The sequence below is a fragment of the Thioalkalivibrio sp. ALE31 genome (assembly GCF_000377405.1).
GTDB lineage: Bacteria > Pseudomonadota > Gammaproteobacteria > Ectothiorhodospirales > Ectothiorhodospiraceae > Thioalkalivibrio.
This window is the reverse complement of the sequence record NZ_KB905022.1, coordinates 219,764-239,965: the sequence shown is the minus strand read 5'-3', so window position 1 is coordinate 239,965 and position 20,202 is coordinate 219,764. Positions and strand designations below refer to the sequence as shown.

At 67.8% G+C, this 20,202-nt stretch carries 19 protein-coding genes; 13 read left to right on the top strand and 6 right to left on the bottom strand.

All coding sequences use genetic code 11. The features are described from left to right. The first annotated feature begins 176 nt into the window (after positions 1–176). The 5 genes from fdxA (at position 177) to D103_RS0106930 (ending at position 3,828) form a co-directional block, all read left to right on the top strand. A complete protein-coding gene (fdxA, locus tag D103_RS0106950; RefSeq protein WP_018876291.1) occupies positions 177–500 on the top strand; it encodes a ferredoxin FdxA in 324 nt (107 codons plus the stop codon). 580 nt (positions 501–1,080) lie between these two features. Then, complete coding sequence (locus D103_RS0106945) at positions 1,081–2,052, top strand: hypothetical protein (RefSeq protein WP_018876290.1); 972 nt, start codon at positions 1,081–1,083, stop codon at positions 2,050–2,052. A 149-nt stretch (positions 2,053–2,201) separates the two neighbouring features. Beyond that, a complete protein-coding gene (locus tag D103_RS0106940; RefSeq protein WP_018876289.1) occupies positions 2,202–2,555 on the top strand; it encodes a hypothetical protein in 354 nt (117 codons plus the stop codon). Continuing rightward, positions 2,552–3,268 carry a C39 family peptidase gene (locus D103_RS0106935; RefSeq protein ID WP_018876288.1) on the top strand — a complete coding sequence of 239 codons (717 nt, stop codon included), beginning with the start codon at positions 2,552–2,554 and terminating at the stop codon, positions 3,266–3,268. The genes D103_RS0106940 and D103_RS0106935 overlap by 4 nt, the downstream gene beginning before the upstream one ends. 80 nt (positions 3,269–3,348) lie before the next feature. Further along, a complete protein-coding gene (locus D103_RS0106930; protein ID WP_028484600.1) occupies positions 3,349–3,828 on the top strand; it encodes a hypothetical protein in 480 nt (159 codons plus the stop codon). Between the two features lie 29 nt (positions 3,829–3,857). On the opposite strand, the gene D103_RS0106925 is transcribed toward D103_RS0106930, so the two are convergent. The 6 genes from D103_RS0106925 to D103_RS0106900 all read right to left on the bottom strand — a co-directional run bounded on the left by D103_RS0106925 (position 3,858) and on the right by D103_RS0106900 (position 9,623). Further along, complete coding sequence (locus tag D103_RS0106925; RefSeq protein WP_018876287.1) at positions 3,858–4,904, bottom strand: transporter; 1,047 nt, start codon at positions 4,902–4,904, stop codon at positions 3,858–3,860. A gap of 119 nt (positions 4,905–5,023) precedes the next feature. Further along, on the bottom strand, positions 5,024–6,370 hold the full coding sequence (locus tag D103_RS0106920) for a sigma 54-interacting transcriptional regulator (RefSeq protein ID WP_018876286.1): 1,347 nt from the start codon (positions 6,368–6,370) through the stop codon (positions 5,024–5,026). Between the two features lie 368 nt (positions 6,371–6,738). After that, positions 6,739–7,707 carry an arsenic resistance protein gene (locus tag D103_RS0106915; protein ID WP_018876285.1) on the bottom strand — a complete coding sequence of 323 codons (969 nt, stop codon included), beginning with the start codon at positions 7,705–7,707 and terminating at the stop codon, positions 6,739–6,741. 33 nt (positions 7,708–7,740) lie between these two features. Continuing rightward, positions 7,741–8,130 carry a hypothetical protein gene (locus D103_RS0106910; RefSeq protein ID WP_018866018.1) on the bottom strand — a complete coding sequence of 130 codons (390 nt, stop codon included), beginning with the start codon at positions 8,128–8,130 and terminating at the stop codon, positions 7,741–7,743. A 55-nt stretch (positions 8,131–8,185) separates the two neighbouring features. Then, positions 8,186–9,076: an EamA family transporter gene (locus tag D103_RS0106905; protein WP_018866017.1), complete on the bottom strand. Its 891-nt coding sequence runs from the start codon at positions 9,074–9,076 to the stop codon at positions 8,186–8,188. A gap of 40 nt (positions 9,077–9,116) precedes the next feature. Next, positions 9,117–9,623 (bottom strand): hypothetical protein, encoded by a 507-nt coding sequence (locus D103_RS0106900; protein WP_018876284.1) that lies wholly within the window; start codon positions 9,621–9,623, stop codon positions 9,117–9,119. 124 nt (positions 9,624–9,747) lie between these two features. Here D103_RS0106900 and D103_RS0106895 point away from each other — a divergent pair, with 124 nt between their 5' ends. From D103_RS0106895 to D103_RS0106860, 8 genes are all read left to right on the top strand, one after another. Further along, positions 9,748–10,626, top strand: a complete 879-nt coding sequence (locus tag D103_RS0106895) for a decaprenyl-phosphate phosphoribosyltransferase (protein ID WP_018876283.1) — start codon at positions 9,748–9,750, stop codon at positions 10,624–10,626. Beyond that, positions 10,623–11,597: a lysylphosphatidylglycerol synthase transmembrane domain-containing protein gene (locus D103_RS0106890; protein WP_018876282.1), complete on the top strand. Its 975-nt coding sequence runs from the start codon at positions 10,623–10,625 to the stop codon at positions 11,595–11,597. Before D103_RS0106895 ends, D103_RS0106890 begins: the two co-directional genes overlap by 4 nt. Before the next feature lie 201 nt (positions 11,598–11,798). Beyond that, the gene (locus D103_RS0106885; RefSeq protein ID WP_018876281.1) at positions 11,799–13,100 is read left to right on the top strand and encodes an FAD-binding oxidoreductase; all 1,302 of its coding nucleotides are present in this window, start codon (positions 11,799–11,801) and stop codon (positions 13,098–13,100) included. Positions 13,101–13,105: 5 nt separating this feature from the next. Beyond that, positions 13,106–13,858, top strand: a complete 753-nt coding sequence (locus tag D103_RS0106880; protein ID WP_369772233.1) for an SDR family oxidoreductase — start codon at positions 13,106–13,108, stop codon at positions 13,856–13,858. Between the two features lie 16 nt (positions 13,859–13,874). Then, entirely contained in the window at positions 13,875–14,543 is a 669-nt protein-coding gene (locus tag D103_RS0106875; RefSeq protein WP_018876279.1) for an HAD-IB family hydrolase, read from the top strand. After that, positions 14,540–16,051: a glycosyltransferase family 39 protein gene (locus tag D103_RS0106870; RefSeq protein WP_018876278.1), complete on the top strand. Its 1,512-nt coding sequence runs from the start codon at positions 14,540–14,542 to the stop codon at positions 16,049–16,051. The genes D103_RS0106875 and D103_RS0106870 overlap by 4 nt, the downstream gene beginning before the upstream one ends. 158 nt (positions 16,052–16,209) lie before the next feature. Further along, positions 16,210–17,169, top strand: coding sequence for an ABC transporter substrate-binding protein (locus D103_RS0106865; protein WP_018876277.1), 960 nt, complete (start codon positions 16,210–16,212; stop codon positions 17,167–17,169). Then, positions 17,169–20,078 (top strand): EAL domain-containing protein, encoded by a 2,910-nt coding sequence (locus D103_RS0106860; protein WP_018876276.1) that lies wholly within the window; start codon positions 17,169–17,171, stop codon positions 20,076–20,078. Before D103_RS0106865 ends, D103_RS0106860 begins: the two co-directional genes overlap by 1 nt. The last annotated feature ends 124 nt before the right edge of the window (positions 20,079–20,202 follow it).

The following is a 20,202-nucleotide window of genomic DNA, read 5'->3' as shown; positions in this document are numbered from 1 at the left end:
TGGCGCGAGGCCCCCGAATGTGGCCAGGGTTCGCCCGGGATTCCCGACAGCCGCGGGGGAGGCGTTACAATGCGGCGAAATCCTGCCGGCTGTCGGTGCCACGGCCGGTTCACGCTCGGCCAGGGCGGTCAGCGGAAACGACCGGTCACAAGACTGAACAAAAAGGGAGAAACACCATGACGTTCGTCGTTATCGATAACTGCATCAAGTGCAAGTACACCGACTGCGTCGAGGTCTGCCCCGTCGACTGCTTCCACGAAGGCCCGAACTTCCTGGCCATCGATCCGGACGAGTGCATCGACTGCACCCTGTGCGAACCGGAATGTCCGGCCGAAGCCATACTGCCAGAGGACGACGTACCAGAGGACCAGATGCATTTCATCGAGCTGAATGCCGAGCTCTCACGCACCTGGCCGGTGATCACCGCGCGCAAGGACCCGCCGGAAGACGCCGAGGAATGGGACGGCGTCGAGAACAAGTTGCAGTACCTCGAACGCTAGCCTCGAGCGCCCGCCCCGCTCGCGAGCCCCGGACGCGGCCCCGGGGCTCGTATTGGGAAGCCACTGCCGCTGCAGCTACCGTTCATTTCCCTTCTACGGTGGCACTAACACGGCCGAACACGCCCCCTGCATGATCCGCCTCGCGCGCGCTGCTCCTCGCTGAGCTGACCCTGCGCGCCGCGCGGCCGTCGGGGTGCCAGCTGGCTGGCGTATCGGGGGCACCCGACACCGGGCCATCATCTCGCCCCCCTGCCCGATGCAGGACCTCCGCATGACCGCGGGCCGATCGCCCCCGCGGACCTGTCTCGCCTGGTAGCCACCTCGTTCCATCCGGTTTTTCCCCACGATTTCCGCAAGTTGCAACTGGTTTTCCGAAAAGCCGCGCGCGAACTGTTTCAACGGCGGTACATCCGCAACCCCGATCCTGACGGTTCATCACAACCATCCCATTGTTTTCTCGATCTATTCCGGTTTTGGCGCGACTCCTGCTACCGGGTTTGGTCGTGGCGCCCATGGCGCAAAGGGCCCGGTCGCCACGCTGCCCTCGGGCGCAGTCCAACCAGCCAAAAGGAGATTCATGATGAACTTCAAGAAAACGCTTATTGCTTCCGCGATCGCACTTGCCTTCGGCCTGAGTTCCGGTCTGGCACTGGCCAATCCGACCAACACGGCGGAAGGCGAGGTCGGCGATCAGACCGCTACCGCCTCCTCGACCGCCGACAATGGCGGCGCATCCGCGAACGAGAACTCGCTGGCGGTGGCGATCAATGACTCCGATCTGTCCGACAGCTCCGACAACAGCACCAGTGTGGCCGACTCCGGGAACACCACGGTCTCGGATTCGGGCAATGACAGCTCCGACAACAGTCTGAACATCGCCGACTCCGGCAACGACAGTTCGGACAACAGCACGAATGTGGCGGACTCCGGCAACACGACGGTCTCCGACTCCGGCAATGACAGTTCCGACAACAGCCTGAACATCGCCGACTCGGGCAACGACAGCTCGGATAACAGCCTGAACATCTCCGACTCGGGCAACGACAACTCGGACAACAGCCTGAACATCGCCGACTCGGGCAATGACAACTCGGATAACAGCCTGAACATCGCCGACTCGGGCAATGACAGCTCCGATAACAGCCTGAACATCTCCGATTCGGGCAACGACAGCTCCGACAACAGCTCGGCCAATGCCGACGACAACAGTGCCGCGGCCAACAACGGCTCCACTGCCAGCGTGACCCGCGATCAGAGCGACAATTCGGACAACAGCCTGGCGGTCATGGATTCCGGCAACAACACCGCCACCGACAGCTTCAACACCATGCTGCAGGTCAACGCGGTGGTCAGCCAGAACGAGCTGTCCGGCACGGTCACCGGGAACTATGTGGATATCGCCGAGGGTGCGCGCAACATCGCCCGCAACTCGATCGGTTCCGATTCCTTCGTGGCCCCCGCCGGCATCACCCAGGTCTCGCAGAACAGCGGGGCCAACAGCCTGACGCAGCAGCAGGTATCGGTGCAGGCACACCTCAATCTGGGCAACTAGTTCGTGCCACGCGGCGGGTCCAAGACCCGCCGCGTCACGGCCCTGCACTGGAGAATCCGGTCATGCGCCTCCATCCGAGATATTCGCAATCCTTGTTCGCCCGATCCTTGTTCACCCGATCCTTGTTCACCCGATCCTTGTTCGCCGCGATGCTGGGCACGCTGCTCCTGGCGGCCGGTTCCGCCAGCGCGGCCGACCCTCGCGACAGTCAAACAAACCTCGCCGCATCCGGCACGCTGGACCTTCAGGGCCTGACGTCGGTGGATGCCGACACCCTCAACCAGCAACGGGCGCGCCAGGGGGTCAGCAACATCCAGCTGGGCCAGGTCCACTCCCAGATCGCCCTGCATGACAACGTCGTTATGGGCGGCCATAGCGGCACCAACCTGATCGCGCCGGGCGCGTTCGACAATGCCCGCGGGTTTTCCACCGTCATCCAGAACACCGGCCATAACGTGGCCATCCAGGAATCCATGATCGTGAACGTCACGATCCACCCGTGAACATGCGGCACCACCACCTTCTGCTTGCGCCGGGGATCCTGGTGCTTGCCCTGCTGGCACCCCAGGCGCTGCAGGCCCAGGCGGGCGGGGCGCAGGTTCCCGGGATGATTGGCAGCATGAACGTCCCGGTCGAGAGCATGAAGGCCCTGCGCTTTCGCTCGGTGGTCCCGCAGCAATACGACTTCAGCTGCGGCTCCGCCGCACTGGCCACCCTGCTCAGTTACCACTACGACCGGCCCACGGTGGAAACCACCACCTTTGACGGCATGTTCCGCCGCGGTGACCAGGACCTGATCCGGGCCCAGGGCTTTTCGCTGCTGGACATGAAGAACTACCTCGGGGCGGAGGCCGGCCTGGCGGCGGACGGCTTCCGGATCGGCCTGGACGACCTGGAGGGGCTGGGCGTGCCCGCCATCGCGATGATCGAGACGCGCGGCTATCGGCACTTTGTGGTCATCAAGGGCCTGCGCGAGGGCGAGGTCCTGGTCGGGGACCCGGCCCTGGGATTGAAGAGCTACCGCCGACCCGAGTTCGAGGCGGTCTGGGTAAACGACATCCTGTTCATCATCCGCGAAGAGGTCGAGCGCGCCCGCGCGAACTTCAACGCCCCCCAGACGTGGGCCGCCATCACCCGCGCACCCGTCGAGGACGGCGTGGTGCGCCGCGACCTGGCCAGTTTCACCCTGAATCTGCCACGGGCCCGGGAATGGTAACGTCCATGGCCCCCATATCCCCGCAGCGATGCGATGCCTCGCCCCCCCGAGGGCCGCGGACCGGTTCGACGCTTGCCCGCCTGGCGCTTTGCATCCTCGCCGTCGGCCTGCCCGTCGCGGCCCAGGCACTGGAAACGCTTCCCGGCGCGGGTGACCCGCGGGTGGTCGCCGATGCGGTGCTGGCCGAGCAGCGCGGTGGCTTCTTCGGCCGCGACGGGCTGCAGATCGCGATCGGCCTGGAACAGATCACGGCCCTGAATGGCGAGATCCTGCACCAGAGCACGCTGCATCCACTGGGAACCCTTGGCGCCGCGACGAGCCACCCCTCCGCCGGTCGCATCACGATTCTCAACGCGACGGCGGGCCTCCCGGCACAGACGTTCGTCTCGGAAACGGCCAGCGGCCAGGGCTGGGTCACGACCATCCAGAACCAGCTGGACGGTCAGGCCATCCAGCACCAGACAATCCTGCAACTGGAGCTGCGCAACCTGCAGATGCCGCGCAGCGACCTTGGCCGGGCCCTGGAGCAGCAGCTAACCGACGGCGGTCGCGGCTGGTAGCCCCGCCGCCGTCGTTCGCGGCAGCGATCTCAGAAACGCATCGGCACCCGCACGGTCATCTGCACATCGGGCGCGGACTCGGTCACCCCCACCCCCAGCGAGAAGTTCAGGCTAGTGCGTTCAGTCAGGCGATGCGACACCCCCCAAAGCAGCGTCCCCACCTGGCGCCGACCAAACACGGGCTCCAGCCCGGGATCGTTCTCCACGCGGGTCCGAAACACCACGCTGTGGTCATAACCCAGGCTCATCGAGGTACGGTCATTCAGGCTGATGGCCATGCCGAGGCTGGCGCCGAAGGCGTCCCCCGGATCCACCGTGCCGTAGTCCGGACCCACATCCCGCTCGATATTCCACAGATAGCTGACGTTCGCGAACAGTACGGCGGGATCGGTCGGGTAGATCATGGTCACGCTGGGCTGCACGGCCCAGAAGCCGGATCCGGTGGGCTGTTCCAGGAAGATCTCGCCGAGCCGGTTCCCGTCCTCGTCCACGATCCGGCGTCGATCCACCGAGAACGGGTCCGTCCCGGTGCGGCTCTTTGCCTTCAGATTGCCGATAAAGAAAGGGCGCCCGCGATCGGCGGTGTTGAACTGGTAGGACAGCCCGAACTCGACATCCCCCAGGCCGCTGCCGGTGGACCCGGTCACCCGCTCCAGTTCCGTTCCTTCCAGGATGTCGCGCCGGCGCACCTGCTGTTCGCGGTAGACCCAGGGAATCTTGAGCCCGACCTCGAGCCGGTCGGTGAGCCCGTACCGCAATGCCACCGCGGCCGTCAGCGTGTCCCGTTCCGTCTCGCTGACATCGATCAGCCCGATCGCCAGGGCCGGGATGATGGTGAAGCCCTCGATCGAGACATCTAGCGCGCTGCTGTGCACATAGGCGAGCGAAGGCTCGATCACCCATTGCCCCTGCGGCGTAAGCATGCCGCGCTCCTCGAAGACCGTAACCTGCGGGCCCTGGTCCCGTGGCGCGTCCCCGACCGCCTCGCGGGGCTCCTGCGCGGCGACCGTGGCCGACAACCCCAGAAACAGCGGGACCAGCCCCGCCCCCCACCTCCCGACCCGGATCTTGTTCACGTGCGTTCTCCATGCCCCCTCGGGGCCGTGCAAACGGGAACACACCGGCCGCGCGCCAGACGGCGCACCGCGGCGTGCCCCCAGAACCGGGACCGCTCCATCGCGCCTGAACCCGGGGTTCAGTGCTTGGACGGACGCATCCCGTACTTGTCGAGCAAGCGATAAAGCGTCACCCGCCCTACTCCCAGCTCGCGTGCGGCGCGCGACAGGTTGTTGTCGCACTGCCCCAGCGCCCGCATCACCGTCTCGCGTTCCGCGCGGGCACGGGCCTGCGCCAGCGTCTCCCGGCCGCTGCCCTCGAGCGGCGCCGCAAGCCCCAGATCCTCCGGCCGGATCAGGCGCCCGTCCGCCATGGTCACGGCCCGCTGAATACGGTTGACCAGCTCCCGGACATTGCCCGGCCAGCGATGGCTGTAGAGCGCCTGGATGGCCGCGCGGGTAAATCCGCGCAGACGCGGGTTCTGGCCACGAAACCGGTCGAAGTAGAAATGGGCCAGCTCCACCAGGTCGGCCCCACGCTCCCGCAACGGGGGCACGTCCAGCTGAATCACATTCAGGCGGTAGTAGAGGTCTTCCCGGAATCGCCCGGCCTCTACGGCCTTGAACAGATCGACATGGGTCGCGGCCAGGACACGCACATCCACCTGGATCGGCTGCAGGCCACCCAGACGCAGCAGCGTCCCCTCTTGCAGGAAACGCAGCAGATTCACCTGCAGGTCGAGCCCCAGATCCCCGATCTCGTCCAGCAGCAGGGTCCCGCCATGGGCCAGCTCGAGCTGACCGATCTTGCGGCGGGTCGCTCCGGTGAATGCGCCGGCCTCGTGACCGAACAGTTCGGACTGGATCAACTGCGCCGGTAAAGCCCCGCAGTTGACCGCGACAAACGGACCCTCGCTGCGCCGCGACTGACGGTGCACCGTGCGAGCCGCAAGCTCTTTTCCGGTTCCACTTTCACCCTGGAAGAGCACCGGGGCGTCCGATCCCGCGACCCGGCTCAATTGCCGCGCAAGGGCCTGCATCGGAGCGCTGTGGCCGATAATGGGTCGGCCTTCGTCCCCCGATGGCAGGCCGGCGGCGGGCTCCGCGGGTGTCTCCAGAACGGCCATCCCGCAGGCGCGGCCCAGGGTCACTTCCAGGCGGGCCTGATCCAGCGGCCGGGTATGGAAGTCGTAGCAGCTGTCCCGGATCAGGTCGCGCAATTCCGGGCTCGGCAACAGCACCGGATCGACCAGGGCGATCCACTTCACGTGCTGGTGTGCGTGGACGAAGTCGACGAGCTGCGATGGCAGGGAGCGTCCCAGATCCAGAAGGCCGACCCGAACCCCGCCCAGATCGGGCCAGGGCCGGGGCATCGGGAACGTCAGGCGGCGCAGATGCCAGGCACTCGAAAGCTGCGGCACGGGAGTCCCGGGATGCCCGCCCATGTCCAGCCAGGCGACTTCACGGGGTGTGTCCGAGGAACACATCCGGTAGATCTCCGCACCAAAGTCCCGCGCGTCTCCTTCAGCGACGAGGATCCCGCTGCGCCTTACGGGCCACAAGGCCCCGTTGATCTTTCCTGATCCGGACATGGTCTTCCCCGCGTGTCCGAAAAAATCCCTGGCTCCCCGGTCCCGGAGAGACGCCCGTCACGTTTCGGAGTATAGGCCGGCATCGTCAAAAAACCGTGACAAACAGAAAACAGCAGGCCGCCGCCGCAGAAACCTGTCGAATTCACGACACCCGCGCCCTCGCCACGGCCGGCTCAACGCCTTCCCTCGGGCCGCGACGATCATCCAGACACAACCGGCATGGACCGCATGACGATGGCTTGCGGGCGGGCACACCCGCCCGATCAAGGCGCCGGCGCCCGGGCGGGAAACAGGTGCCGAGGGACCCACCACAGGTACAGGGCCATGCCGACCAACTCCACCAGCGACTGGAACACCACCACGACCACCGCCAACTCCAGTCCCTGCGGCAATGCCAGTGCGATCGGGAGCACAACGAAGGAGTTGCGCGATCCCAGGCTGAAGGCGAGCACCCGCCCCTGTGCGACCGGCAGGCCGAACGCTCGCGCCAGCGCCCGCGCCAGCAGCGCCGCAACCACCAGGAAACCGGAAAAGATCAGCAACAACGGCAGCAGGACACCGACCCCGTCGAGCACCGTCTGGACCTGGGATGCGGCGACGATCAGCACCACCAGGGCCAGCAGCGGCACCGGCAACCACCCCAGGCCGGCGATCACGCGCCCGCGACCGGGATCTTCCCCGGCCCAGCGTTCGGTCAGATACGCCAGAACCAGCGGGACCAGGATCAGGCCGGCAAAGGCCTTCAGCACGTCTCCGCCGGCCAGAACCAGGGTGAACTCGCCACCGAAGAGCCACCACAGGTAGAGCGGCAACAGGGCGAGCTGCAGCAACAGCGAAAGGGGAGAAAAGGCGATCGCCCGGCGCGTGTCACCCCCACCCAGATGGGTGAAAGTGATGAACCAGTCGGTGCACGGGACCAGCAGCACCAGCGCGATCCCCAGCAGGACCGCCGGACCGCCCGGCGCGACCTGAAGGATCGCCCAGACCAGCAGCGGGATCACCACGAAGTTGCCGATCACCGCCGCCGCCAGCAAGCGCGGCTCGCGAAACGCCGCGCCCATATGGTTTAGCGGTGTCTGCGTGAACGTGGCGTACAGCAGCAGCCCCAGCACCGGCCAGAGCACGGCATCCAGCATCGCCCCGAACTCCGGCTCGGACAGGCCCAGACCGAGCCCCAGGGCAATCGCCACCAGGTAGATCAGTACCTGGTATTGCTCCAGCCGCTCGCGCATTCACCAACGCCGCTCAAGGGCGGCGTACAGGAACTACCAGAGCCAGGTCTCGGGCTGCTCGATGGCGCGGTTGTCGTTGTTGGCCAGCAGGCCCTTGATGCAGCGCACCAGCAACCAGATGATCAGGGCCAGGAAGATCAGGAAGCCGATGCCGATGGGCGTGGTGATGGCTCCGATCACGGCAAACAGCAACCCGATCCAGAAGGTGCGGATCTGATAGGTGAAGTGGGAGACGCTGACGCTATCGGCCTCGCCACGCTTCATATAAGCGATGATCAGGCCAGCGATCGCGGTGAGCGCGGTCAGGAAGCTCACCAGGTACAGCACGTACACCACGGTGACCATCGTAACGTCCTTGCGCGGCCCGGCTGCGGGCTCGCTGACGTCGCTGCGCACGACTTCCGGCTTGGGATCTTCGGACACCTGGCACCTCCTGTGGGTTGGGTCACGCCGCCAACTTAACAGACTTGCCGGTTCCCTACCCGGGCCCGCCGAGCACGATGAGGACGATGCCCGCCAGGGCGAAGACGAAACCGGTCAGTTGCACCCGCGACATGCGCTCGGCCTGAAAAAAACGCGCCATCAGCGCGGTCGGGGCCGGCGACAGCGCCCCGGCCACCGCGATGATCGACAGCAGGCCCATGCGCACGGCCACGACAAAGGCGAGCGTCGCCGCGGCCTGGAACAGACCGGCCAGCGACAGCAGCACCAGCGTGGAGCGGCTCATCCCGGTCTGCGGCCGGCGCACCAGCATCACCGCCAGCAGCGCCAGCGCGCCCACCGCCGAGGTCGCCACCACCGGCCACAGCGGCGAGCCCGCCTCGGCCTCGTTCAGGAACACGAAGACCAGCCCGAAGCAGACGCCGGCGATGGTCGCGTCCACCAGCCCGCGCACCGGGTGCGCCCCCCGGGCCAGCGCCATCAGGCCACGCACGGGCTCGTCCAGGCGGCGTGGACTCGCCTTGCGCGAACCGCCGGAGATCATCCCGATCGCGATCACGATGGCCGCGATCCCGGCCAGCGCCAGCGGGCCCGGCTGCTCGCCCATCACCAGCCCGACCAGCAGCGGCACCAGCGCCGAGATCACGCCGGTCACGGCGGCGACCAGGCCCATCGAGCCCTCGGCCAGGCCGTGGTAGTAGGCCAGCAGCCCGAGGGCCAGGGCGAGCCCCGAGGCCCCGCCCCAGATCAGGGCCTGGGTCCCGGGCAGGCCCGCCAGCGGGAGAGCGATCACCAGCAGGACGACGGTGGCCAGGATCTGCGAATAGCAGGCCACCACCAGGGCCGGGATGCGCCGGGAGGCCAGGCCGCCAAAGAAGTCGCCAGCGCCGAAGCCCAGGGCCGTCAGCAGGCCGAGGAAAAAGGCCATGTCAGCCCCGGCCCGGGCTCGGAAGCCTCATGCGCGTGGCTTACTCGACGGCCTCGGCGAGCAGGTCCTTCAGGGCCTCTTCGCTGCCGGCATGGCCAACACCGGTCACCACGCCCTCGCCATCCAGCAGGACCACGGTCACCTGTTCGCGCTCGTGCGGCAGGAAGCCGGCATCGGCCTCGCTGGAGGTCACCACGATGGAGTAGTCCCGCGCCTGCATGCGCGGCAGGACCACGTTCTGCATCGGCTGCGGCGGCATCTCGTGGATGTCGGCGATGTAGACGATCCCCTCGCGCTCGGCGGGGCTCATCTCGCTCAGGACCGCGTTGGCGACGCCGGCCGGGGCCGCCTCGACGGTCTTCAGGATTACGCGGGCATTGCCCGGCAGCTCGACCGGGTTCCCGTGCTGGTCATTCAGGGTGCGCTCGGGAAACGGCTGGCCCTCGGCGAACTCGGGCTCCGGACCGCCCCCGGACATGCAGCCGGCCACCAGCCCGGCGGCGAGCAGCAGGGCGGCGGGCAGAAGGGATCGGGCAACAAGCGACATGGCAGTTCTCCTGCGGATCGAGACATGGGATCGAAACACACGCGGGTGCGCGCGACAGCGGCGCCGATGGTAACGCATCGAGCGCGTCAGTAGACTGCAACCACCTTCACGGACGACCGCCCGCATGCTGCATTCGCTGATCAAGCTGCTGCGCCCGCACCAGTACATCAAGAACGGTTTCGTGTTCCTCGGCGTGGTGTTCGCGCACGAGTGGGGCGAACCCGGGACGGTGCTCGCCGCCAGCGTCACGTTCCTCGCATTCTGCGCGATCGCCAGCGCGGTCTACGTGCTGAACGACATCGTCGACGTCGAGGCCGACCGCCGTCACCCGACCAAGCGCGAACGCCCGATCGCCAGCGGCGCGATCGCGATCTCCACCGCCTGGGCGATCTTCGCCACCGCGGTCATTGTCGCGCTGGTCCTCGCGGCACTGGTCAGCACCTGGGTGATCGCGCTGATCCTGACCTACCTGGTGCTGAACGTGGCCTATTCCTGGTCGCTCAAGCACATCGTGATCCTCGACGTGTTCAGCATCGCCGCCGGCTTCATGCTGCGCATCCTCGCCGGCACCCTTGGCCTGGGCATCGAACCCTCGCAATGGCTGCTGCTGTGCGGGCTGATGCTGACGCTGTTCCTGGGCTTCTCCAAGCGCCGCGCGGAGCTCGCCGATGGCGCCATCGAACACACACCGGATCAGGACGGGACGCGGCGCGTGCTGCACGACTACAGCGTCAGTCTCCTGGATCAGTTCATCGCCATCAGCGCCGCCTGCACCGTGCTCGCCTACGGGCTCTACACCGTCAGCGCCGAGACCATCGCGCTGCACGGCACGGATGGGCTGATCTACACCCTGCCGTTCGTGATCTACGGCATCTTTCGCTACCTGTTCCTGCTGCACGCGCGCGGCGCCGGCAACGACACCTCGCGCGACCTGGTCACCGACCCGCACCTGCTGGCCACGGTCGCGGTATGGATGGGCGTGACCCTCGCCGTACTCGCATGAGTGCGGTCCTGCTCTCCGGCTGGCGCCTGCGCGCGGTGATGCTCTCGATCATCGTTGCCGTCGCGCTGTATCTCGGGGTCGTGCTGTGGGCGGGGGCGGACGAGGTCTGGCGCGCCCTGAAGCTGGTGGGCGTCGGCGGCGTCCTGCTGGCCCTGGCGCTGTCGCTGGTGAACTACAGCCTGCGCTTCACCCGCTGGCAGCTCTACCTGCGCACCCTGGGCCATGCCGTCCCGACGCGCGCCAGCCTGCATATCTATGTGGCCGGCTTCGCCCTGACCACCACCCCCGGCAAGGCCGGCGAGGCCCTACGCGGGGTGCTGCTGAAGCGCCGCCGGGTGCCCTACCCGGACAGCTTCGCCGCCTTCGTCTCCGAGCGCCTGTCCGACCTGATCGCGGTGGTGCTGCTGTCCATGCTGGGGCTGACCCTGGTGGCCCAGGGCACCTGGCTGATCGCAGCCGGCGCGGCCTTCATCCTGGCGGCGCTGGTGATCCTGTCGTGGCGACGCCCGCTCGCCTGGTTACAGACGATCAGCGACCGCCCGGGGCAGCGCGTCTGGCGCAGCCTGCACCATGTCGCCACGATCCTGCTGCAGGCACGGCGCTGCCACCGCCCGGCCCTGCTGGCCGGGGCCACCGCCCTCAGCGTCATCGCGTGGAGCGCGGAGGCCCTCGCCTTCTGGTGGATCCTCAATGCGATGGGCTTCGAGGCCGGCTTCGCGTTTGCCGCCTTCGTCTTCGCCCTGGCCATGCTGGCCGGCGCGCTGAGCTTCCTGCCCGGGGGACTGGGCGGTACCGAGGCGGTGATGGTCGCCCTGCTGCTGTGGGCCGACATGCCGCCGGCCGACGCCATCGCGGCGACCATGCTGATCCGCTTCACCACCCTGTGGTTCGCGGTGATCCTGGGCCTGATCGCGCTGGCCACCAACCTCGAGGCGCGCGGCCACGAACACCCGGTGCAACCCCATGCGTAACGGTTCCTTTGTAGGAGGCCAGCCCCCTGGCCGATTGGGCGTGCGGTCGAGCTGTACCCGAGGGAATGTCGCACCCCCGGCAACCGGGGGCCTGCGGATGCGTGGACGCCCGCGCATTCAGGCGCAGAGGATATTAGCTGCGCCCAATCGGCCAGGGGGCTGGCCTCCTGCAGGGGATCGCAACGACGAGGTGGGCGGGTGATGACTGCCAGCTGGAACCGCATCCCGCAGGTCGAACATGCCGCCGAAGTCGAGCTTGCTCACCGCGGCCGGCCGCTTCCCCCGGGCACGCCTCGCCCCCTGCTCGCCCACGGCCTCGGGCGCAGCTATGGCGACGTCTGCCTGAACCCCGGGGCCACCCTGCTGCATACGCCGGGGCTGGATCGCTTCGTGGCCTTCGACGCCGCCACGGGGCGGATCACCGCGGAGGCCGGACTGTCGCTGGATGCCCTGCTGCGCTTTGCGGTGCCGCGCGGCTGGTTCCCGCCGGTGGTGCCGGGTACCCGTTTTGTCACCCTCGGCGGCGCGGTGGCCAACGACGTGCACGGCAAGAACCATCACCAGGCTGGCAGCTTCGGCGACCACGTACTCGGGCTGACCCTGCGCCGTTCCAACGGCCAGGCCCTGGAGGTCACCCGCGAGGCCAGCCCCGACTGGTTCGCCGCAACCGTGGGGGGGCTGGGCCTGACCGGACTGATCGAGACCGTGACCCTGCAGTTGATGCCGGTGCGCTCCGGCTGGATGCGCGCCTGGTCGCAGCGCTTCGACTCGCTGGATGCGTTCTGGGAGCTGAATGCGCAGGCCGAGCGCGAGTGGCCCTACACCGTCGCCTGGATCGACTGCCTGAACCCGGGCCCGAACGGCCGCGTCGGGCGTGGCATCTACGGCGCGGCACGCCACGCGGCCACCGCGCCTGTGCGCGGGGACTACCGCGAACGCCGGCGCAGCATCCCGCTGGACCCGCCCGTCTCGCTGGTCAACCGCCTGACGCTGCGCGCCTTCAACCACATCTACTACCGCCAGCCGGTGCACGCGACACCCCGTGCCGTGCACCACCAGCCCTGGCTGTTCCCGCTGGATGCGATCCGCCACTGGAACCGCATCTACGGGCATCAAGGCTTCTACCAGTATCAGTGCGTCCTGCCCCCCCATGCCGCACGGGACGGCGTGCAGGCCCTGCTGGATGCCATCGCCGCCAGCGGCCAGGGCTCGTTTCTCGCGGTGCTCAAGACCTTCGGCGACCGGCCCGCGCCGGGCATGCTGTCCTTTCCCCGCCCGGGTGCCACCCTCGCGCTGGACTTCCCGGAAAAGGGTCGCGACACCGAACGGCTGTTCGCGCGCCTGGACGCCATCGTGCAGGAGGCCGGCGGTGCCCTGTACCCTGCGAAGGACGCTCGCATGCCGGCCGAAGTCTTCCGCCAGGGGTTCCCCGGCTGGGAGGCCTTCGCCGAGTATGTGGACCCCGAATTCTCCTCCGGCTTCTGGCGCAGGGTGACCGCATGAACCCGATGAACAACGTTGTCCTCTTTGGTGCCACCTCGGCCATTGCCACCGCAGTGGCCCGGGAGCTGGTGGATACCGGCGCGCGGCTGTTCTGCGTTGCCCGCGACGGCGACGCCCTGGAGGCCCTGCTGGCCGACCTGCGGGTGCGCGCCGACGACCCGGAGGGCAACCGCATCCTCGGTGCCCGCGCCGATCTGGCCGATATCGACGGGCACGCGGCGCTGTGGCAGCAGGCGCAGGAGGCCCTGGGCGAGGTGGACAGCGTACTGCTCGCCTGGGGCACCCTGCCGGACCAGGCCGCGTGCAACGCCTCGGTGGACGCGACCCTGCAGGCGATCCACGTCAACGGCACCAGTGCCATCGCCCTGCTGGGCCGCATCGCCCCGGACTTCGAGGCCCGGGGCCGCGGCGTGATCGCCGCCATCGGCTCGGTCGCCGGGGATCGCGGACGCCAGAGCAACTACGCCTACGGCACCGCCAAGGGCATGCTCGCGATCTACCTGCAGGGGCTGCGCAACCGGCTGTTCTTCAGCGGCGTGGACGTGGTCACGCTCAAGCCCGGCTTCGTGCGCACCCCGATGACCGAGGGCCTCAACCGCGCCGGCGCCCTGTGGGCCGAACCGGAAACGGTGGCCCGCGGCATCGTCCGCGCCATGCGCCGTGGCCGCGACGTTGCCTACCTGCCCGGCAAGTGGTGGGTGATCATGACCATCATCCGCCTGATCCCCGAATACCTGTTCAAGCGCCTGAAGCTATAACCCTGAAGCCATAACGATGAACCGGAATGACACGCGGCAGATCGTGCTGTTCGACTTCGACGGCACCCTGACCCGGCGCGACAGCCTGTTCCCCTTCCTGCGCCACGCGCTGGGGACACCGGCCTTCCTCCGCCGCCTGCCGGACTGCCTCCCGGCGCTGATTGGCCTGGCACTGAAGCGGCTGTCCCATCAGGACGCGAAGGAGGCGGTGCTGACCCGTATGCTGGCCGGCGAGACCCTCGCCCACCTGCAGGCCAGGGGCCGTGAATTCGCCGATCGCGGCCTGGACCGCCTGCTGCGTCCGGCCGGGATGCGCGCACTCCGGGCCCATCAAGCTGCAGGCCATGACTGCGTACTGGTCTCCGCCTCGCTGGATGTCTGGCTGCAACCGTGGGCCGAGCGCTACGGGCTCACCGGCGTGGTCAGCTCGCGCCTCGCGGTGGATGACGCCGGTCGCGTCACCGGACGCCTGGACGGCACCAACTGCCGCGGCGCCGCCAAGCCGGCGGCGGTCGCCGCCTGGCTGGCCACCCTGCCCCCGGACGAACCGGTCGATCTGGTCGCGGCCTACGGCGACAGCGCAGCTGACCAGCCGCTGCTGGAGATGGCCGGCAGCGGCTACCGCCTGCGCCGGGGCCGCTTCCGGCGTGTCCACGGGCCGTCCGTAGAGGGGGCCCCCGAGTGAACCCGACAACCGCCTCCTGGCCCTGGCTCGCCCGTCACTACGGCGCGATCCTGCTGGCCGTGCTGCTGGTCAAGATCGGCATGGCCTGGGCCCTGCCGATCACCGGCGACGAGGCCTATTTCCTGATCTGGGGACAGAACCCGGATCTCGGCTACTACGACCACCCGCCGATGATCGGCTGGTGGCTGGGCGCCATCCTGCCCCTGTCGGAGCACCCGCTGGCGATCCGTGCCCTGGGTATTTTCGTCTCCATGGCACCGGCGCTCGCGATCTTCCTCTGGTGGAGGCATACCGACCCGATCCGCGCGCGCCTGGTCTCGCTGCTGGCGCTGTTCATGCCGCTGTTCTTCATCGCGGTGATCACCGCGACGGACACCCCGCTGATCCTGTTCAGCCTGCTGGCTACCGGCCTTGCCTGGCAGGCCCTGCGCACCGGCGCCGCGCACTGGTTCCTGCTCGCCGGCCTGGCGCTGGGGCTGGCGTTCCTGTCCAAGTACTTCGCGGTCTTGCTGGGGATTGCGCTGGGGCTGCATATCCTGCTGTTCGCGCGGCAGCACTGGCGCGGCCTCCTGCTGATTATCCTCGGCGTGGTGCCGGCGGTGGCGCTCAATCTGTACTGGAACTGGGGCAACTGCTGGTACAACGTGATGTTCAACATCGTGAACCGGCACGGCGACGGCGGCTTCGACCCCGGCAACTGGCTCACCTACGCGATCCTGCTGGTCTATCTGTTCACGCCCTGGCTGCTGTGGTTCTACGCCCGCCATTGGCGCGCCCTGGCCTCCGGCATCCGCGCGCACCAACTGGGCGTGTTCCTGTCCGCCGGACTGATCCCGCTGCTCCTGTTTGCCCTGCTCGCCCCGTTCAAGAGCATCGGCCTGCACTGGCTGGCCGCCTTCGCGCCCTTCCTGCTGCTGCCCGCGCTGTTCCTGGCGCGACGTTCGCTGACGCTCGGCGTATGGCTCTCCGGGGCCCTGGCAGCACTGCACGCGATCGCGATCCTGACGATCGCGCTGATGCCGGTGGAATGGCTGAAGGGCCAGGATCGCTACGCCGATGCGGTGTTCTACCTGGCGCCGGAATCGGTGGCCGCGGTGGTCAACGAATACGACGCCGACTGGCACGTCTTCACCCGCAGCTACTCGCGCTCGGCGGTGCTCGCCTACTATGCCGGGCGCGCGGTCGGCGTGTTCGGCCCCGGTTCCCACTATGGCCGCCAGGACGACCTGCTGACCGACTTCCGCGCCCTCGATGGCGCCAACCTGCTCTACGTGCCCACCCGGGGCGAACTGGACCCGGCGCACGTCGAGCCCTTCTTCGACGAGCTGCGCCTGCGCGAGGTCACCATCCGCGGCGTCGAATGGACCCTCGCCGAAGGCCGCGGCTTCGACTACGCCGCCTACCACGACCAGATCCTGGAACCGGTGCTCGCCCGCTACTACGACTTCCCGCCTTGGCTGCCGGAGGGCCGCTGCGCCTTCACCGACCGCTACACGAACCGGGAATAAGACCCTGCGTTGACCAGGGAATGGTCCCCCCGGATACTGTTGTCCGTGAGCCATCGACTTCATCCAGGGAGGGGCGAGCGATGATCGCACCCGGAGCGGCGATCCCTGCCCGCCAGCGTAGAGCGAGCGCACGCACCCGCTGGCGCTGTGGTCTCGCCGTGCTCGTTCTGCTGCTGCCGCTGTTGCTGCTCGGCTGTGGTGGCTCCCAGGAGACCCCGCTGCGGGTGGCCACCATCGAGTGGATCGGCTACCACCCCCTCCACCTGGCCGCCTCCGAGGGCAGGCTTCCCATCGACGAAATTCGCCTCGCCCGCTTCAGCTCGAACGTGGAGTCCCTGCGCGCCTTTCGCAACGGCAATGTCGACGCCGCCGCCCTGACCCTGGACGAGGCTTTTCTGCTGCGCGCCGACGGCCACGATATCCGCGTCATCCTGCTGCTGGACTATTCCCATGGCGGCGACACCATCCTGGCGCAGCCGGGCATCACCCGCATGGCCGATCTGGAGGGCCGCCGCATCGGGGTCGAGAATGATGCCGCCACCGCCTACCTGCTCGCTCGCGGCCTGGAACACGGCGGCCTCGACCGCGAGAGAGTCGATATCGTGCGCGTAGATGCGGGGCGCCACGAGGAGGCCTTCCACGGCGGAGAGGTCGACGCCCTGGCGACCTTCGAACCGACCCGCACCCGGCTGCTGAATGCCGGTGCCGAGGAGTTGTTCGACAGCACCCGGATCCCGGGCGAGATTATCGATGTCCTGGTGGTCCAGCGCCAAGCGCTCGACGACCACCCGAGACATCTCCGGCAGCTGGTGGATGCCTGGTTTGGAACGCTCGAATATCTGGATACCGACCCGGAACCCGCAAAGGCCGCCATGGCCCGGTATAGCGACCTCAGCGCGGAGGAACTGGCGGGTGCACTGGCCGGGGTCCACTTTCCCTCGCGGGCGGAAAACTGCACAGCCCTGGCCGACGGCGGCGAGGCCCTGCGCGCCAGCAGCGAGCACCTGGCCACCCTGATGCAGCAGCAGGGCCTGCTGGAGCGCGAGGTGAACCTCGATCGTCTGTTCGATGACCGCGTCCTGCAGGCGGCGGGCTGCCCGCCATCGGAAGACGGCTGATGTGGCAGGGCCTGTTCCGCTATCCGATCAACACCACGCTGCCGCTTTTCCTGCTGGTGGTAGCACTCATTCTCGGCACCCTCTACACCCTGACCCTGATCCACAACCAGCAGCGCAGCATCCTCGCGAACGCCGAACGCGAACTGGCGACCGAGATCAGCCGCATGCAGCGCATCGTCCAGAACCACCTGGCAAACAACGGCACGCAGGCCATTCAGGACGAGATCGCGGCGCTCAATGTCGATATCCGGGTCCGCCTGGCCGGGGTGGTCGATGAACGCCAGCACTACGTTGCCGCCCTGAACCGCGGCATGCGCGAACGCCCGCTCGCGGAGACCCTGGACGCCGAACCCATGGCCGCGCTGGCCGACCCGCTGCGCACGCTGCTGACCGACGCCCGCGACCGCCGCGCCGCCAAGGTGCGCCATGTCGCGGGCGAGAACACCCTGATCGCGGTGGCGCCGCTGCAGTTCACCGGGCCTCTGGTGGACCTGGGGCGCAGCCCCTCGGGCGCGGTCATCCTCGCATGGGATCTGTCGCTGCCTTTCCGGCAGGCGCGCACCGCGGCCCTGAACTCGGCGCTGCTGCTCGCGCCGATCCTTATCGCAGCACTCGCCGCGCTGTGGTGGCTGATCTACCAGGCACTGGGGCGGCGCCTGAGCCGCCTGAGCCGGACCGCGGAGCAGATCGCCGGTGGCGAGCACCACCAGCGTGCCGGGGTCACCGGGCGCGACGAGATCGGCCGACTTGCACGCGCCTTCGACCGTATGGCCGATGGCCTGGTGCAGGAACAGGCGCGCCTGCGCGAAAGCGAGCAGCGGCTGTATCTGGCCCAGGCCTTCTCCGGCGTTGGCACCTGGGAATGGGAAATCGCCAGCGGCGACCTGGTCTGGACCCGTCCGACCTACCAGCTGTTCGACCTGCCGGAGGACACCACCGAGGTCACTTTCGAGCATTACCTGGAGCGGGTCCATCCCGACGACCGTGCGCGGGTCCAGGCCGCGGTGGAGCAGTCCCTCGAGCAGGGTACCGCCTACAGCATCGAGCACCGCGTACTCACGCGAGATGGCGACGAACGCTGGCTGCTCGGGAGCGGCGACGTGCTGCGCGACGCGGACGGCCAGCCCCGGCGCATGTACGGCATCGTGCAGGACATCACCGCGACCAAGCGCGCCGAGGCGGCCCTGTTCCGCGAAAAGGAATATGCCCAGGTCACGCTCGCCTCCATCGGCGACGGCGTCATCACCACCGATACCCGGGGCCGAGTCACGTTCCTGAACCCGATCGCGGAGTACCTGACCGGCTGGACCACCGATGCCGCCACCGGTGAACCGCTGACGCGAGTATTCAACATCCTCAACGAGATCACCCGCAAACCGGCGGTCAACCCGGTCGAGCGTTGCCTCAAGGAAGGTCGGATCGTCGGACTGGCCAACCACACCATGCTGCTGCGCAAGGATGGGCAGGAATTCGCGATCGAGGACTCGGCCGCGCCGATCCGCGACCGGGACGGCGAGATCGTGGGTGTGGTGCTGGTGTTCCATGACGTGACCCAGGCGCGCGAGCTGGCCAACCAGCTCAGCTGGCAGGCCACCCACGATGCCCTGACCGGGCTGCCCAACCGCCACGCCTTCGAGCAGCGCCTGGAACAGCTGGCGCGCTACCCGGAAAGCCAGAAGGGGCACGAAAACCATACCCTGCTGTACATCGACCTCGACCAGTTCAAGGTCGTGAACGATGTCGCCGGCCACGTCGCCGGGGATCAGATGATCCGCCAGGTCGGCGAACTGATGCTGGATCAGGTGCGCGAAACCGACCTGCTCGCCCGCCTTGGGGGCGACGAGTTCGGCATCATCCTCACGCACTGCGACATCGCCCACGCCGACCGCATCGCCAACGCCATCCATACGGTCCTGGACGAACTGCGCTTTGCCTGGGAAGACCGCGTGTTCCGCATCAGCGCCTCCATCGGCATCATCGAGTTCCAACCCGGCGAGCGCAGCATGAACCAGCTGCTCGCCGATGCCGACATCGCGGTCTACGCGGCCAAGAACGCCGGCCGACGGCGCTCGCATATCTTCCGCCCGGAGGACCAGGACCTGCAGCAGCACCGGCGCGAGATGGACTGGGCCACACAGATCTCCGACGCCGTCGAACAGGGGCGCCTGGTGCTGTTTGCCCAGATGATTCACCCACTGGCCGAGCCCGACTCCGGCGCACCGCCCGCGGGACTCTCCTTCGAGGTGCTCGTACGCCTGCGGAGCCAGGACGACGAGTTGATCCCCCCCGGGGTCTTCCTGCCGGCCGCCGAACGCTTTGACCTGATCTCCATCGTCGACCGCTGGATCATCACCCGGACCTTCTCCATGGTGGCTGACCACATCCGCCTGCACGGCCCGGCGAGCATCGAGCATTGCGCGGTCAACCTCTCCGGCGCGACCCTGAGTGACGAGACCCTGCTGCCATTCATCCGCAACCAGCTGAGCCTGCACCAGCTGCCTGGCGAGATTTTCTGCTTCGAGGTCACCGAAACCGCGGCGATCTCCAACCTGCAGGCGGCAATGCGCTTCATCCGCGAGTTGCGCGGCATGGGCTGTCGCTTCGCGCTGGACGACTTCGGCTCCGGGCTGTCGTCGTTCGCCTATCTGAAGACCCTGCCGGTGGACTACCTGAAGATCGACGGCAGCTTCGTGCGCAACATCGCCACCGACCCGGTCAATGACGCCCTGGTCGGCAACATCAACAACATCGGTCACCTGCTCGACAAGAAAACGATCGCCGAGTTTGCCGAAGACGAATCGACCATCGCCCGCCTGCGCGAGCTGAACGTGGACTTCGCCCAGGGCTACGGGCTACACCGCCCGCAGCCCCTGGAGGAACTGTTTGCAATGCACAACCCACCGCGCTGACAGCGAGGCCTGCGAGACGCTCATCGGGCCCCTGTGCGGGGAACATGCATCAGTCAGGACGGTCTGTAGTTCTCCCGGCCACGGTTGCGACCGAGGGCCGCCATTGGCCATTCTGTACGGCTGA

What these genes read in the sequence shown, in the direction of transcription:
- D103_RS0106905 (WP_018866017.1), bottom strand. Translation starts at nt 9,076, where the DNA reads ATGGCCTTTTTCCTCGGCCTGCTGACGGCCCTGGGCTTCGGCGCTGGC.
- D103_RS0106920 (WP_018876286.1), bottom strand. Translation starts at nt 6,370, where the DNA reads ATGTGTTCCTCGGACACACCCCGTGAAGTCGCCTGGCTGGACATGGGC.
- D103_RS0106890 (WP_018876282.1), top strand. Translation starts at nt 10,623, where the DNA reads ATGAGTGCGGTCCTGCTCTCCGGCTGGCGCCTGCGCGCGGTGATGCTC.
- D103_RS0106880 (WP_369772233.1), top strand. Translation starts at nt 13,106, where the DNA reads ATGAACAACGTTGTCCTCTTTGGTGCCACCTCGGCCATTGCCACCGCA.
- fdxA (WP_018876291.1), top strand. Translation starts at nt 177, where the DNA reads ATGACGTTCGTCGTTATCGATAACTGCATCAAGTGCAAGTACACCGAC.
- D103_RS0106875 (WP_018876279.1), top strand. Translation starts at nt 13,875, where the DNA reads ATGAACCGGAATGACACGCGGCAGATCGTGCTGTTCGACTTCGACGGC.
- D103_RS0106915 (WP_018876285.1), bottom strand. Translation starts at nt 7,707, where the DNA reads ATGCGCGAGCGGCTGGAGCAATACCAGGTACTGATCTACCTGGTGGCG.
- D103_RS0106885 (WP_018876281.1), top strand. Translation starts at nt 11,799, where the DNA reads ATGACTGCCAGCTGGAACCGCATCCCGCAGGTCGAACATGCCGCCGAA.
- D103_RS0106940 (WP_018876289.1), top strand. Translation starts at nt 2,202, where the DNA reads ATGCTGGGCACGCTGCTCCTGGCGGCCGGTTCCGCCAGCGCGGCCGAC.
- D103_RS0106895 (WP_018876283.1), top strand. Translation starts at nt 9,748, where the DNA reads ATGCTGCATTCGCTGATCAAGCTGCTGCGCCCGCACCAGTACATCAAG.
- D103_RS0106860 (WP_018876276.1), top strand. Translation starts at nt 17,169, where the DNA reads ATGTGGCAGGGCCTGTTCCGCTATCCGATCAACACCACGCTGCCGCTT.
- D103_RS0106945 (WP_018876290.1), top strand. Translation starts at nt 1,081, where the DNA reads ATGAACTTCAAGAAAACGCTTATTGCTTCCGCGATCGCACTTGCCTTC.
- D103_RS0106900 (WP_018876284.1), bottom strand. Translation starts at nt 9,623, where the DNA reads ATGTCGCTTGTTGCCCGATCCCTTCTGCCCGCCGCCCTGCTGCTCGCC.